Source organism: Pseudarthrobacter sp. KH_020_B (assembly GCF_057840185.1).
Genome location: NZ_CM174506.1, coordinates 2,069,456 through 2,084,381 on the forward strand (window position 1 = coordinate 2,069,456; position 14,926 = coordinate 2,084,381).

Genomic DNA, 14,926 nt, shown 5'->3' on the forward strand with positions numbered 1-14,926 from the left:
GTATGATGAACTCGATGTGGAATGTTGACGTGGGACTCGTGGAGCCGTGGCTGTTAGGTCTTGACCAAGACTCGTATGAGCAGATTGTTGCCGCATTAGAGCTGCTCGCCGATCGCGGACCTCAACTTGGCCGTCCATTGGTCGACACTGTGGTTCGTTCACGGCATAAGAACATGAAGGAGCTGCGGCCGGGATCGAGCGGGCGGTCGGAACTCCGAATCCTATTTGCCTTTGATCCGGAGCGGCGGGCGATCCTGCTTGTCGCGGGGGACAAGGCAGGAAGCTGGGCCAAGTGGTACAAGACGAACATTCCGGTTGCGGATGATCTGCTTGAGGATCATCTGAGGATTCTGAAAGGAGAGACGTAATGGCGAAGTCCATTGAGGAACTATTGGCCAAGCGTCCTGTTGACCGGATTGCTGTTGATGCCCACAAGAAGCGCATGGTCGATGAGGTCCGGGCCTACCGCCTCCGGGAGCTCCGTGAGGCCTCTGAGCTGACGCAGGTGGAGCTGGCTGGGCGCCTGCATGTCAGCCAGAACAGGGTGTCCCGCATCGAACACGGTGACATCGATCGTGCTCAGGTAGACACCTTGCGAAAATACGTCGAGGCGCTGGGTGGCCGGCTTCGTGTCGAGGTTGAACTCGGCGACGAACGAATCCAAATCGCCTGACATAGCGACTCGGCACGTCCGCCACAGCGGTCGTTTTGCCATGCCGACAGGGAGGTTCAAATGCGGGAGGAAGGGTGTCACGATGAGCACACCCCGGGCTTCCCCGTCCTGCTGCCCGACGGGTCCGGATTCCGCGTGTTTCCTGCAGAGTCCAGTGTTTTGAGTCTGGAAGCCCGTTCGAGTCCAACCTCAGGCACATTGTCTCTGCAGGTCAGGGTCGTTTCTTGCTGCTATCGCAGTAGGTTTGTCTTATGACAAACACGGAGGTCTTGGCCAACTGTCGACCCCCGGCGGTCATGAAGCAGGCTCGAGGAAACTATGAGGAGAGGTTTGGCATCGTTGCCAAGTTTCCCGGTGTCTGCGGAATTTGCGGAGGGACTGTCGTCCTAGGTGACAGGATATTTCAAGTTGCCTGAATCGCGCCGTTCTAATGTGAACCCCTGGGTCTGCCGCGGCTGTCGCTACCCGGAGAACCGCTCTGAGCCAACGCTCGAAGAGGTATTCGTTAAACTGAACCACCGCAACCACACCGGGCGGACACCTGGACTCAACCGACACGACGTTGGACATTTGCTCGCCCTGCACGGCACCCTCACTGTCGAAGCCGCGTCCACCTTTGAGGACATGCCGGCAATGCTTAAACTCCGACGAGCGCATGCAGAACGAGTCTCGGCGAACCTCAATCGCGCTGAAGTCCTGGATCTCCTCGAAGGCTTTGTCCGTCACGGCCTCATTAAGCGCGTCGGACGGAGTCGTTACTACAGCATCCCTTCGAAGGTCGGGTTGGCAGGTTCCTAGAATGGCCTTGGCAATTCGCCGCCGAGGTGGGTGGCGCCGTCATTGGGCTTGTGCTTCAGGGGCCGAGGCAGAGCTAGATCTGTGTGGCGTTGAGTTCTCCGCCGCTCATGCGTTAGCCAGGCTGCGTTCGCGGATGAAGACGTTCATGGCGGCGAGTTCCGGGGGTGTTTCGGAGATGGTGAGTTGCTTCATAGGTTCGCGGATGCCCCGGTAGGACTCGGCGGGCATCCATGCTGCGTTCAGGGGTTTGATGCGTCGGGTCCAGGCCGGCGCGGGCTGGCCGAGCCGGTGTGCGGTGTGGTTGGTGATGCCGGCCAGGGCTGCGGACCAGTGTGGTTCTTTGAGTCGGGGGCTGCGCTGAAGCAGCGGTCGGCCGGCCCGGAGGGATGCGGTGGCGTAGTCTGCGAGCATCTTGATGGCGAACTCAAAATCCCGTTCGCCGATCAATTTGGTGAAGGTCTGGGCGTAGTCGCGCCGTGCCGGGTCGTGGTCGCTGCCGCGGGGGATGGGGTCAGCGGCTTCCAGCGACAGGCCAAGGGCTGCCAGGATGGCCAGGGTCTTGCCGAGTTCGGCGCGTTCGTGGCCTGCTTCGAGAGCTATGAGGAATTTCCGTGAGACGCCCGTGGCTTCGGCGAGGGACTGCTGCGACAGTCCGCGGTCGTGGCGCCGGGCACGGATAATTGCGCCAACTGCCGCGGGCGAGTCGATACGGACTTCCAATGACATGGAATCCTCCCTTAATGACTCCATTATGTCACCGAACGGTGACAGGAGTACCGCTTTTGGCAGAGCCTCTGCATTTAGTCGGGCCGGTCATGTCTTCCGCCCTCGAATGACCGATGAAGAGGGAGATCGTCGACGGGTGAAAGGGAGGAGATGATGAACGTGGTTCCTCGATTCGTGCCCGAAAGTCATGATCCTGGCGAATCCGGATTGGTGACTGGTGTGGTGTCGCTTCTGCGGTCGGTATCGTCTGCTGCTGCCACTTCCAGCGAGCCGGTGTTGCCGCCGAAAGGCAAAAATGGGGGTGTGCACAATGTGCACACCCTGGGCTTCGGATCGGGTCGTACTGGGGTCGGTTCGGGACGGATTCCGCATGTTTCCGGGGGAGGCCAGTGTTTGCAAGGGCTGGAATGCAGTTCGAGTCCCACCTCGGGCACGTATAACCCCTCGTCAGAGGGGATTTTTGCTCTAACGTGTGTACAAATCATGTGGTCAGGTCCCTCTGACACTGGCCGCGGGCTGTGCCTGGCGCCGCAGTCGCCTATGAAGTTTTGTGGGTGGCGGGCTCATGACCCGGAGTAGGCCCTCCGCTTGCTGGGATGTGGGGGCATTTGTGTCTCCTTTCCGGTTGCTGTGGCGGCCGTAGTTGGTCTGTCACCTATTCATCTCTCGCGGTTGCGCTGATGACATGACCTGGACGAGATTTCTTGAGATCCTTTCCCTAGTTTCGCTCCATCTTGGAGTCTGGGGGAGCGGGAATGTGGCCGTTTGTCCGGCCAAAGGGGTGTGGACATTGTCCACACGGTGTCCGCGGGCGGTTGTTCACCTTGCATTACCGCCCGTTCCTGCAGGTTCTGCCAGCACCACTTCATGCGTCCGGACGTTCCATGCGACATGACCTGGAGAAAAAATCGGTGTCCCTCGCCTCTTGACGGTTTGATCGGCTGCCCAAGTGGCCATCTCGTTAGTCCTTTCCGCTGCTCGTCCGGTTCTGATGATACGTATCCATGTTCTGCGACGACGATTCTGATGTGACCCGCGGAGGAGACCGGGCGTGGAAGCCTGTCGTGGCCGCGGCGAGGGTGCCGTCGAGGGCGCCGGCTGGAACGGCGCGCGTGCCGGCGGCGGGGAGTTCGTAGCTGCCGTGCCCCGTTCGGATTATGCTCCGCGACCTCACGCTGTCACCTCTCCATGCCATCCGCCCGCGGTTCCGACATGACCCCGCGACGAGATGTTCGCGAATCTCTGCTCTGAGTCCGCAGGGATTTAGCGGAGAACGCGGGTTCGCAACGCACGGGTAATGGTGGTGTGTGGGGCTGCGACCCGCCAACAGGATCATGTTGTCGCAGTTCAGGGGCGTTTTGGACCAGAGTGTGTCGACAAGTTTCCGATAAAGTGTGGACACGCGCACACCTCTAATTCAAGTCGCCTCACGGGGGTGGCGGGACAGGCCTGTTCCGGTTGGCGGATCGCCTACATCTTGGTGTGGGACGGGGCAGGCTGGCGCGTAGCCGGGACAGCCCTGCCGCATGGCGACCGGCAAGCCTGCACTTAAGCCGGCGACCGGCGGGCGGTCCGAATAGCCGTACCGATCGCCACCTCGCCGTGAAATCGGCGGGGTGGATCCACCCCAACAGGTGGGGGCCGAGCATGCTTTCGAGGACGATCTCGAAGACCACGATGCGCACTTTGACCACCCGGTCAAGGAAGCGCGCCGCGGAAGCGCTGCGATGGCCAGCAAGGCGATCAGAATTAGTGACGTGGACAAGCCCTGCACCAGCGGTACCTCCGGTATTTCGGCTGCTTCGATGGAAAAGTAATCCGAAGCTACCGCCACCATTGGTGCTGGCGCCATAACAGCCAACCTCCCAAAAGGGGAACTCCCAGGGGTAGGGTTTGCCCTAGCCAACGAAGGGGTCACGATGAGCTACAAATATCGAACTGTTCGGGTGCGCGGTACCGAGCTGGTTGGAACAATTGCCAGGAAGCACGGGAGTGCGGCTGAGATCTACGAAACGTCCAAGGACCCGAGTACATCGGTGGTTCCGGTGTTCTTCGAGGCAACGGGTGAGGTCCGTTTTTTCGACAGGTCAGTGCTGGAGGACGTGGTGGCGCCAGCCAGGTGACCGCCCAGGCACACGGGCGCCGGCCACGCCGGACTGCCTGGTGGGACGGGTGGTCAGGTTGTTGACTGCCGCGCACGCGCGCCAGCCATTCGACAACGAGTGCGTGCACCAGGCCGGGTTGCTCGTGCAGCAGCGCATGGCCGGCGCGATCGAGCATGGCAAAGGTAGCGCGGGGGTAGTGGTCAAGCAGTTCCCAGGGGTCTGTGTACCCGGCCGTGGCATCCTGGCGTCCGGCAAGGATTAGCACTGGATGGGGATAGGATTTCGCGGCTGCCGGCCCGTCCGCCAGCTCCCAGTGGGAAAAGATCCGCATCAGGCCTTCTTCGTCAACGAGGGACGCAGAGGGAGCCACATCCTCCTGGAACCGGCGCAGTGTTTCCGCCGTTTGCACCACGAAGTAGCTGCGGTACGTGGCTTCGAGATCCGGGTCCAGTTCGCCGGCCGGATCGGCCATCGAAACAAGTTCTTGGTGCTCGGGCACGTCACGCGTCCGCGCGCCAACGCGGCAGATGAGCGCGAGCCCGAGGGCCCGGCCGCGTCTCCGGTTGGCGATCGCCCGGGCCAGGTACCCACCGTAGGAATGACCCAATACAAGAAATGGCTCATCACCGATGGTGCTGTCGATCAGGCCCAGCAGAGCGTCCAGCACGTCATTGTTGCTCTTGACCGTCCCGGGCGCGGGGGTGCGGCCCATCCCCGGCAGGTCCGGATACAAGCGTGAATTGGCCTGTCTGTGCTGATTTCGCAGGCATCCTTTTGCCTCATAAACGAGCACATCACGCCACCGATCCACACTCCTCCGGGAGTCGGGAAGAGCCTGCTGGCCGAGAAGGTCGTAGTACAGCCATCTGCACGGATTGTGTTGAGAGTGTCCTCTTGGCAGAAAGGGTTTCCGCCCACGAACAGGCACGGGCGATTGTATCGTCTCGGCGCCCGATGGTGATCCAAACGTTGGGGGCCAGGTTGGGGCGCTTTCTGGAAGGCGGATCCGGCAAATTAATCGTCGGGTTCGAGGGTGGTGGCTGCGTCGAGTGCGTCGTCGACGACGATGAGGTAATTGTCGCGGCCTGCTGCCAGGGGGATGGAGTGTTCGCCGTATTTGTTGTAGGCGAGGGTGACGGCGTCGTTGGCGTTGGTGATGTTCAGGCGGCGCAGGAGACGGGCGATGTCGAGGGTGTCTTTATCGCGTTCGGCGGCGATTTTCATGGCCAGGAGCGTTTCGGTGTCGGCCGCCTGGATGGTGAGTCCGTCGAGTTGTTCGAGTTCGACCCAGGTCGCGTTCTCGGGCACGAAGGCTGCGGCGTTGGAGCTGAGCCAGTCGGGCGCGAGGTCGTACTCCGCGGCCATTTCAGTGACGACAGCGTCGACGGCCGCTTGGTCGGCGTAGCTGGCATCGATGTCGGCGGTGGGGCGGTTGCCGATGCCCTGCAGGATGAGCGCGGCACCGCCGACAAGTTTCACGTCACCATGGACGCCTTCGGCGTGCAGACGCCGGCCGAGTTCCTGGAGGAGAGCACGAATTTGTGCGGCAGTGAGTTCTCCGCCGCTCATGCGGTGGCCAGGCTGCGTTCGCGGATGAAGACGTTCATGGCGGCTAGCTCCTCGGGTGTCTCGGACATGGTGAGTTGCTTCATGGTTTCCCGGACGTGCCGGTAGGACTCAGCCGGCATCCAGGCCTCGTGGAGGGGTATGATTCGTCGGGTCCAGGGTGGTGCGGGCTGGCCTAGCCGGTGCGCGGTGTAATTGGTGATACCGGCGAGGGCGGCGGACCAGTGGGGCTCCTTGAGCCGCGGACTGCGCTGGAGCAGGGGCTTGCCGGCTTTGAGGGATGCGGTGGCGTAGTCGGCGAGCATCTTGATGGCGAACTCGAAGTCCCGGTCAGCGATAAGCCGGGAGAAGGTTTGGGCGTAGTCGCGTCTTGCCGGGTCGTGGTCGCTGCCGCGGGGGATTGGGTCTGTGGCTTCCAATGACAGGCCCAGGGCTGCCAGGATGGCGAGCGTCTTGCCGAGTTCGGCGCGTTCGTGGCCGGCTTCGAGTTCCATGAGGAATTTCCTTGACACCCCGGCCCTGTCAGCAAGGGTCTGCTGCGACAGTCCGCGGTCCTGGCGCCGGGCGCGGATGATTGCGCCGACTGCTGCGGGCGAGTCGATACGGGCTTCAAATGACATGGAATCCTCCCTCGCTGGACACCATTATGTCACCGAACGGTGACAAGCGCATTCTTTGGCTGGCCGAAGCCCTTGGGCCTGCTCGTGTAGATCATGTCCTGTTCCTTCGGAAACGCGATGAACGGTGAGAGAGATCGTCAGCGGATGGAAAGGGGAGGTGTGGCGTACGTGGTTGCTGGTGAGCGACCTGACTTCCGGCTAGTCGCGACGTCCTCCTGAGAGCGGTAGGCGCTAGCTGTTGGAGGCCGGGGCGGTTGAACCGAAATAGCGGTTCAGGCCCCCACCGTGGGAGCCTGCTTACGGATACCTGGCCGGTCACTGCAGTCGCGAACTCAATTCCATTTCCGCGAGCAAGGGTTCCCGGATGCAGCCCGCGAATCCTTCAAGGAGGCCCTGCGTATTCGGTCCCGTCCAGCGGAGCTCCGCCAAAGGGCGTTGATTGAGCGGGCTCTGACCTAGCTGAATGGAGGCCAGCGGTCCCTGGCCCGCAAAGAATTCGAAAAGGTTCTCGCGGAGAACAGCAGCTACCCTGGCCTGCGGGAGCACCTGGCCAACTTCGAGGACTGACCAGGTCGCTGATGGCTGGCCTGCCGGATGCGTTCCGTCCGCCTATGCTCTGGCGATTGCCAAGGCTGCGGCAAGAAAGACCCGGCTGGAACGTTGTGCTGTCTGTGACCACGGCGCCCGCTCCAAGGGAATCACGGTTATCCGCATGAACCATCCACCCCCCGCGACGCACTCTTTTGCGGCGGGTTTGCCAACGGCAGCACTGCATGCCGGAGAATTCTCCATCAACCCATCCAACCTCGCAGAAATACGGCCGGGAAACAAAGAGGGACTAATCCGTTTCCGGACCCTCGCAATAGTGGCAGTTTTCTTCGCAACCACTTTGGGGATCGGTACTGGATCCAGCCGCTTGGAGAGGGCCGTCCCGGCTCGTTGTCTGCTGGTGGGTAACGCTTGTCATCATAAGTCCTCGGATGCTGGCCGTTTGGTTGCCGCCCGGGGGTCGGCGATGGCGACCTATCAAGGGATAGATCGCCCGCGATGCCATGGGAGCTGTGCTTTACGGCCCAGGCGAATGAAGCTGGGCTCGGGGTGCTGTGTGCGGAGCCTGCTGCTAGATGATCAGGGCCGTTGGGCCCGGTCGTGCTCACGGATGAGTCCGAACGGGACGTCCGGCGACAGAGCGACGGAAATATGGTGGAAATCGTGACGCGTCACGAGTACACCATGCGCTTTGTCGGCGAGACTCTTGTGGGCAGTTTCGACTGCGGCGTCTATCATCTCGTTTCACTCCGCCTTGTGCGCGACCCGGAATTCGGCGATCAGCTGCGTCATCGTATTGCGTCCTCTCGGAGATGTTCTGGGATTTCAGTTAGCTGGTGTAGGGGTCTGCGATGCCGATGTATTGGGTGGTGGTGTATTCGGCGATGCCTTCGGAGCCGCCTTCGCGGCCGAGGCCGGATTGTTTGACGCCGCCGAAGGGGGCTGCGGCGTTGGAGATGATGCCGGCGTTGAAGCCCACCATGCCGAACTCGATCTGCTCGGCCACGCGGAGGAGGCGGTTGAAGTCGCGGCTGTAAAGGTAGGAGGCGAGCCCGTATTCGGTGTTGTTGGCCAGCCGGATAGCGTCTTCCTCTGTTTTGAAGGTGGTGACGGGGGCGACGGGGCCGAAGATTTCCTGGCCCAGGATCGTGGCGTCGTTCGGGACATTGCCGAGGACGGTGGGCGGGTAGAAGTAGCCCGGACCGTCCGGGAGGGCCCCGCCGGTGACGGCGGTCGCTCCGGCGTCGACGGCAGCACTGACGAGGGCGTGCACGTCATCCCGGGCGTCTGCGTCGATCAGGGGCCCGACCTGGGTGGCGGGGTCGGTGCCGCGGCCGGTGGCCAGGGCGCCCATCGCGGCGGCGAACTTGGCGGTGAACTCTGCGGCGACGGATTCCTGGACGAGGAAGCGGTTGGCAGCCGTGCAGGCTTCGCCCATGTTCCTCATCTTCGCGGCCATGGCGCCGTCGACGGCGGCGTCGAGGTCCGCGTCGTCGAAGACGATGAAGGGTGCGTTTCCGCCGAGTTCCATCGAAGTCCGCAGCACGTTGTGTGCGGCATCGGCCATGAGGCGTTTGCCGACCGGGGTGGAGCCGGTGAAGGAGACTTTCCTTAGGCGGGAGTCCTTCAAAAGCGGTCCGGAGATCCCGGCCGCGGACGAGGAGGAGACGACGTTGAGGACTCCGGCGGGCAGGCCGGCTTCCATCATGGTTTGAGCGAACAGCTGCGCGGTGAGCGGCGTGAGTTTGGCGGGTTTGAGGACCATGGTGCAGCCGGCGGCAATCGCCGGGGCGACCTTGCGGGTGGCCATCGCCAGCGGGAAGTTCCAGGGGGTGATGAGCAGGCAGGGCCCGACCGGTTTGTGCTGCACCAGGATCTTGTTCTTGCCCTCGGGCGTCGTGAGATACCGGCCGTAGTCGCGGACGGTTTCCTCGGAGAACCAGCGGAGGAACTCGGCGCCGTAGGTGACCTCGCCGCGGGCCTCGGCCAGGGGTTTGCCCATTTCCAGGGTCATCAGCAGGGCGAAGTCCTCGGCGCGTGCGGTGACCAGGTCAAAGGCCCGGCGCAGGATCTCGGCCCGCACCCGCGGCGCGGTCCGTTCCCAGGACGCCTGCGCGGCGTCCGCGGTATCCAAAGCGGCAACCGCGTCCGCGCTGGTGGCGGAGGCGAGGGTGGCGAGCACCTCCCCGGTGGCGGGATCATGCACATCGAACGTGCCGCCGTCGGATGCGTCCACCCACCGTCCGCCGATGAGCAGACCGGTTGGCACCGAAGCAAGGAGCGTGGCCTCGCGGCCTGATAAGACGGCAGACTGGCGGGCGAAGGAAGTAGTCATGAAGTGTCTCCTAGAAATAGTGGCTTACGGTGGTGATCCTCTAAGGAAGTGAGGACCACCACCGTCGGCCCCGTGGTGGTTGTGCCGGGACGAGGTGGTCCCCGAATTAGGCGGTATTATCGCTGATAAATCGGGCGACTTCGGCAACTGCTTGCTCGCCACGACGGATCCGGCCGGCCGAGGTGAACAGCCCATGGGCGTAGCCGGGGAGGTGCTGGTACCGGACTTCCGTTCCTGCCTTTGCCAACGCCGCAGCGAAGTGCGCGCCTTCATCGACCAAGGGATCGTTGTCCACGGTGATGACAAAAGCCGGTGGAAGCCCTTCCGGGAGCTGAGCCAAGCCCGGGCTGATGTTGGGCGCGGCACGGTCGGCGTCCTCTGGAAGGTAGGTGTCGGCGAACCAGGCGATGGTGTCGGCGACCAGCGGGAAACCCTCCGTGACGCGTGCATATGAGGGCGAGGACATGGTCAGGTCGAGCATGGGGTAGATGAGAACCTGGCCTGCGACCGGCAGCGGATCGGTCCTTGCCGCGTTCTCAATTGCCAGGACGGCGGCGAGCTGCCCTCCCGCGCTGTCGCCGACCAGCACAGCCCTGGTTACGTCCAGGCCATGCTCGGTTCCGGACGAGAACAACCAGTTCAGGGCCGTGCGGCTGTCGTCGATAGCTGCGGGATGGGGGTGCTCAGGGGCAAGCCGGTAGTCCACAGCGACGACTGGCAGCATGGTGAGGGCGGCCAGACGCCGGCACAGCCCGTCATGGGTTGAGAGGCTGCCCATGACCCATCCGCCGCCGTGGAAGAAGACAACGACGGCGGTGGGTCCGGCGTAGGACCGCGGGTCATAAATCCGAACCGCGAATTCCTCAATATCGAAGTCGGCAACCGACGGCAGTGAATCACCGCTGAGGCCGTTCGCTGCGCACGCGCGCTCATAGAGCTCCCGGACCTCTTCGATCGGGTAGGTGTGGAACGGGCGCCCCCCGGACGCCCGGAACTCTTCCAGCGGAGGTGACGCGTCCGACGCGACCGGCCTCCGGCTGAATATATCGGGGGTGGTCACTTCCCGGGCCCTGATTCAGCCAGCTGCAGGTAGTCGTTGAGCTGAAGGTCGTGGGTGTGGGCCCGGTATTCTTCAACGGTTCCGCACCAGTTGTTGATGACGCGGCCATCCTCGTTCTTGTACCAGGAAGAGCATTCGGAGGAGAATGCGGACTTTCCAAGTTCTTCCTGGACGTGCGCGTTGAACTCTTCGAGCACTCCGCGGTCTACTTCCAGCAGCCGTGATTCGTCCGCTGCGATGTATTCCACTGCCTGGGAGATGTAGCGGTGCTGGGCCTCCAGCATCGAAACGACGGAGTTGTGGTTCAGGTTGGTGTTTGGCCCGTAGACCAGGAAGAGGTTGGGGAAGTTGTCCACGGTGATGCCAAGGTAGGCCTCGGGGGCGTTGCCCCACCTCTCGTCGAGGCGGATTCCGTCGCGTCCTGCCACGCGCATGGAACCTTGGAAAGCGTGGCTCTTGAAACCGGTGGCGTAGATAATCACGTCGAACTCGTGCTCGACGCCGTCTGCTGTCCGGAGGCCGCGTGGTGTGAACTCAGTGATTGCTTCTGTCACGAGTTCTACGTTCTCGCGGGTCAGAGCAGGGTAGAAATCGTCGCTGCGCAGGATGCGCTTGCAGCCGAAGTCGTAGTCGGGAGTGAGTTTGGCCCGCAGTTCCGGATCTGACACCTGGGCTTCGAGGTGTTCGCGCGCTTGCTGCACGCCTTCCTCTGAGGCTGCCGTGTGGCGGCGGGTCCGTTCGAATCCGGCTTCGCGGAATTCATGGATTTCCTGGCGGAGTTGCCGGTACGTGTCCGGATTTTCCTGGAAACCGGCGCTCTCTTCATTGGTAAAGATGTACTGGCCGCGGGGGAGGATGTAGTTCGCTGAGCGCTGGAACACAGTGAGGTTCGCTGCAATCTTGGCGACCTCCGGCACGTACTGGACAGCGGTGGCCGCTGAGCCGATGGATGCGACCCGCTTGCCCGTCAGGTCCAGGTCGTGGCGCCACTTAGAGGAGTGGAACGCGACCCCCTCGAATGTCTCCGCACCGGGGAAATTCGGGATGCTTGGATCGTTCAACTGACCCCACGCGGCCACCAGGGACCGGGCCAGGAACTGTGAGCCGTCTGCAGTGTGCACAGTCCAGAGGCGGCGGTCCTGGTCCCATTCGGAATCGGTGATGTTCTGGCCGAAGTGGATGTGCTGGCCAAGCCCGAACTTCTCGACCAGGGAGCGCAGGTAGCCCTGGAGTTCGTCCTGGCCGGCAAACATCCGGGAAACCTTCAGGTTGAGGAAGTAGCTGTAGCAGTATACGAGTGCCTGTGTGTCACACGCGGCGCCGGGATAAGTGTTCTCCCGCCAAACACCTCCGACATCGTTGCCGCGCTCGAGGATCAGGAAGTCCTCGATGCCTTCCTGGACGAACTGGGCTCCCTGGCCCAGGCCGCCGAAGCCGGCGCCGATGATGATGGCGCTGTAAACATGGTCATTTGTGGAAGTCATGATGTTCTCTCTTTAGAGCTGGAATATGGGTGAATCAGGAAAAGGTGATGATCTGGCGCAGCGCGTGGCCGCCGTCGAGCGTGTCCATGGCGCGGTTGATGTCTTCGAGCCGGATGGTGTCCGAAACGAGGCCTTCAACGGCGAGCTGTCCGGTTCGCCACAGCTCTTCGTAAATCGGGATGTCGTGTGCGGGAACCGCTGAACCGAGGTAGCTGCCAACGATGGAGCGCGCCTCAGCCGTGAGGGTGAGGGGATCGATGGTGACCGACTGGCCCGGCGCAGGCAGCCCGACGGTGACTGTGATGCCACCGGGCCTTGTCAGCGCGATGGCAGTTTCGAGGGCTCGCGGATGTCCTGCCGCTTCGATGACGGCGTCGAACTTTTCCCCGCTTGCAAGGGCGTCGGATGAGGTCATGGCGTCAGCGGCACCGAGGTTCCGTGCGGCTTCGAGCTTGGCCGGCAGTGTGTCGATGCCCACGACGTGTTCGACTCCGACAGCGATGGCCGTAATGAGCGCCGCCATGCCTACCCCTCCGAGCCCCACGATCGCTACCCGGGACGAGGGGCCTGGCTTTGCGACGTTGAGGATGGCTCCGCCTCCGGTAAGGAGGGCACATCCCAGGAGCGCTGCTATGTGCGCGGGGACGTCGGCGCCCACGGGCACAACGGAGCGGCGCGACACAACGGCATGGCTGGCGAATGCCGAGACTCCGAGGTGATGGTGGACCGGCTGTCCGCCACGGGAGAGCCTCCGGCTGCCACCAAGCAGGGTTCCTTCGGTGTTGGAGGAGCTGCCTTCCGCACAGGGTGTCTTGCCATTGGATAGGCATCCGGCACATTCCCCGCAGCGGGGGAGGAAGGTCATGACGACGCGCTCGCCCAGTGAGAGGTCATCGACGCCCTCGCCGAGTTCCTCAACGATGCCAGCCGCTTCGTGACCGAGCAACATCGGAACCGGCCGCGGTCGGTTCCCGTTGACAACGGAAAGGTCCGAATGGCAAATACCCGCGGCCTCGATGCGGACCAGGATTTCGCCTCGTCCCGGCCCTTCCAGTTCAAGGTGTTCCACACGGATGGGAAGTGTCTCCGCGTAGGGCCGCGCTGCCCCGGTGGTTTCAAGTACCGCACCGCGTATGGTCAGGGTGCGGGCGGCCCTTGTGATTGTGGTTGTGTCCTCGATGGTCACGGCTGTCCTCTCAGTGATCCAGTGAAGGTATGCAGGGAAGGGCGATCCGGGAGACTCTTGGGGTGCTGAGTGCCTTGGCGCCTGCCATGGGTGCAATCCGCTGCAGTAGTTGTCAGTCCAGCCAGGGAAATGATTGGTTCGGTGATGGACTGTCCATTGAGATTAGGCAGCCCCATAGAGCAAGTCACCGTGCAGAAAGTCGAATTAGGCTGGCTCGCTTGTACGATTCGCCAAATACGGCGTGCTTCAGTTCAGGGGAGAAGGCGCGTGGTGCGGTGTGGACCCGAGGCAGAGCGGTCTGGAGCCCTCGGGGGCGAGGCTGCAGGGTCTATTTTTTCTGGGTCGCTTGGGACTGGCTGCGGAGGGCAAGCCAGAGCTGCGCTGCAACATCAGGGTCGTCAAGGTCGACGCCGAGCAGTTCCTTGGCCTGGGTAATTCTGTAGCGTACGGAGTTTCGATGCACTCCGAGTTCGCGGCCGGCCGCTTCCCACTGCCCGCGGTGAGCCAGGTACGCGCGGACTGTCTCCAGGAGTTGGCCGGTGTGCGCCCGCAGTTCATCCACCCATTCATCGGCAGGGAGATCCAGGCCGTGCCCTACGCGGATGAGCTGCCCTGCCGGTGCCGTGGCGGCCACCTCGGTGACCTGGGCTGCAATCTCATGCAACCGACGAAGCGGCATCGGGCCACCCCACGCGCCGCGGACACCTTTCGGTAGCTTGGGGTGGGGGCTGGACGCTGCCTGCAGCACAAACGTGGAACCATCACGTTCAAGTACGAGGCCGGACAGTGGAGTTTGCCCTCCTGACTGGTCAAGATCCGGCAGAACGGCCACAAAGGCTGTTTCTGGCAGCGGCTCAGAGTCCATCTGCTTGGCAAGGACGCGGGCGGCATCGTCATGTCCTTCCAAGACAAGTGCCGCAAGCATGCCTTCGGCCCGGCGCCGCTCAGCTGCCGCCCGACGTTGTCCGGCCGCTCTGGCAGCAAGGAGCGTCGAGGCGGTCAGGAACAGATGGCGTTCCGCCGCAGCCAATTGCCCGCTTCGGCCCAGCGCCAGGTAGCCGGAGGAAGCCTGACCGTCGGATACGGGGTAAAGCGAAGCCGTGCCGGAACCAAGTTGAATATTTCCCGTGGCGCCTCTGCGTGCAGTGCGCAAGATAACGGATTCCCGCGTAAGTTCCGCCAACAGCCCGGACGGCAGTTCACCACTGCTCGCCGCGGACGAGGGAGTGCCGTCACCTTCGGGAAGGTAGGCAACCCAGGTACCCAGAGCGCGGGAAAGTTCACGGACGATCTCTGGCTCCGCGTCATCTTGGGCGGCCGCCCGTGTTAGAGCCACCTGGAGCCCCAACAAGGCGGTGAGTTCGGCCTCGCCGCCTTGCCTGACAAGCTCCCAGTATGCCCGCGAGACGGCCAGGAAGGGTGATTCCCGGGGTACTGTCAGAAGCGGAAGGCCAGCTTCGATGCAGGCGGCCCGGAGTTCGTCGGGAACCATGGCATGGCCTGAACCCAGGCCAAGGCCCAGTGCCGCCACTCGTCCTTCAACAAGTCGGCGCACATAATCTCTGGCCGCTTTTCCCCGTGCCTCACTATCGAGGCCGGTGAGCTGCATCCCTACGGTCAGGAGAAGCTCACCCCCATAGAGGAACGTCGTAGGATCCTCCAGTTCGGAGACGTGAACGCCCGTCAATTCGACGCGGGGGAGAGGGGTCGGCCAGAAGGGCGTGAGGTCCCGCCTTGCAGCCTCCACGAGCCTTGCGAGGGTGATCATGGGTATAGCATAGGGCACGGGACTTTGTACGTTGCGACCCTGAGGCGCCGGAAATT

At 62.8% G+C, this 14,926-nt stretch carries 12 protein-coding genes; 3 read left to right on the top strand and 9 right to left on the bottom strand.

Going from position 1 to position 14,926, the window contains the following annotated elements:
* The first annotated feature begins 14 nt into the window (after window positions 1–14).
* Both AC3IT0_RS09535 and AC3IT0_RS09540 read left to right on the top strand, forming a co-directional pair.
* A complete protein-coding gene (locus tag AC3IT0_RS09535) occupies window positions 15–368 on the top strand; it encodes a type II toxin-antitoxin system RelE/ParE family toxin (RefSeq protein WP_489323454.1) in 354 nt (117 codons plus the stop codon).
* Window positions 368–673 (top strand): helix-turn-helix domain-containing protein, encoded by a 306-nt coding sequence (locus AC3IT0_RS09540; RefSeq protein ID WP_354242930.1) that lies wholly within the window; start codon window positions 368–370, stop codon window positions 671–673. Before AC3IT0_RS09535 ends, AC3IT0_RS09540 begins: the two co-directional genes overlap by 1 nt.
* A 903-nt stretch (window positions 674–1,576) precedes the next feature.
* Here the strand turns inward: AC3IT0_RS09540 and AC3IT0_RS09545 are convergent.
* A complete protein-coding gene (locus AC3IT0_RS09545) occupies window positions 1,577–2,197 on the bottom strand; it encodes a helix-turn-helix domain-containing protein (RefSeq protein ID WP_489323455.1) in 621 nt (206 codons plus the stop codon).
* 1,616 nt (window positions 2,198–3,813) lie between these two features.
* Between AC3IT0_RS09545 and AC3IT0_RS09550 the strand changes: the two genes are divergently transcribed.
* Window positions 3,814–4,014, top strand: a complete 201-nt coding sequence (locus AC3IT0_RS09550) for a hypothetical protein (protein ID WP_489323456.1) — start codon at window positions 3,814–3,816, stop codon at window positions 4,012–4,014.
* A gap of 97 nt (window positions 4,015–4,111) precedes the next feature.
* On the opposite strand, the gene AC3IT0_RS09555 is transcribed toward AC3IT0_RS09550, so the two are convergent.
* The 8 genes from AC3IT0_RS09555 to AC3IT0_RS09590 form a co-directional block, all read right to left on the bottom strand.
* Window positions 4,112–5,035, bottom strand: a complete 924-nt coding sequence (locus tag AC3IT0_RS09555) for an alpha/beta fold hydrolase (protein ID WP_489323457.1) — start codon at window positions 5,033–5,035, stop codon at window positions 4,112–4,114.
* 281 nt (window positions 5,036–5,316) lie between these two features.
* A complete protein-coding gene (locus AC3IT0_RS09560; protein WP_489323458.1) occupies window positions 5,317–5,871 on the bottom strand; it encodes a DUF6036 family nucleotidyltransferase in 555 nt (184 codons plus the stop codon).
* Window positions 5,868–6,488: a helix-turn-helix transcriptional regulator gene (locus tag AC3IT0_RS09565; RefSeq protein WP_489323459.1), complete on the bottom strand. Its 621-nt coding sequence runs from the start codon at window positions 6,486–6,488 to the stop codon at window positions 5,868–5,870. Before AC3IT0_RS09565 ends, AC3IT0_RS09560 begins: the two co-directional genes overlap by 4 nt.
* A gap of 1,378 nt (window positions 6,489–7,866) precedes the next feature.
* Entirely contained in the window at window positions 7,867–9,372 is a 1,506-nt protein-coding gene (locus AC3IT0_RS09570) for an NAD-dependent succinate-semialdehyde dehydrogenase (protein ID WP_489323460.1), read from the bottom strand.
* A 106-nt stretch (window positions 9,373–9,478) separates the two neighbouring features.
* Window positions 9,479–10,432: an alpha/beta hydrolase gene (locus AC3IT0_RS09575; RefSeq protein ID WP_489323461.1), complete on the bottom strand. Its 954-nt coding sequence runs from the start codon at window positions 10,430–10,432 to the stop codon at window positions 9,479–9,481.
* The gene (locus tag AC3IT0_RS09580) at window positions 10,429–11,916 is read right to left on the bottom strand and encodes a flavin-containing monooxygenase (RefSeq protein ID WP_489323462.1); all 1,488 of its coding nucleotides are present in this window, start codon (window positions 11,914–11,916) and stop codon (window positions 10,429–10,431) included. The genes AC3IT0_RS09575 and AC3IT0_RS09580 overlap by 4 nt, the downstream gene beginning before the upstream one ends.
* Window positions 11,917–11,950: 34 nt before the next feature.
* Window positions 11,951–13,057, bottom strand: coding sequence for an alcohol dehydrogenase catalytic domain-containing protein (locus tag AC3IT0_RS09585; RefSeq protein ID WP_489323760.1), 1,107 nt, complete (start codon window positions 13,055–13,057; stop codon window positions 11,951–11,953).
* 373 nt (window positions 13,058–13,430) lie between these two features.
* Window positions 13,431–14,870, bottom strand: a complete 1,440-nt coding sequence (locus AC3IT0_RS09590) for a PucR family transcriptional regulator (RefSeq protein WP_489323463.1) — start codon at window positions 14,868–14,870, stop codon at window positions 13,431–13,433.
* Between the last annotated feature and the right edge of the window lie 56 nt (window positions 14,871–14,926).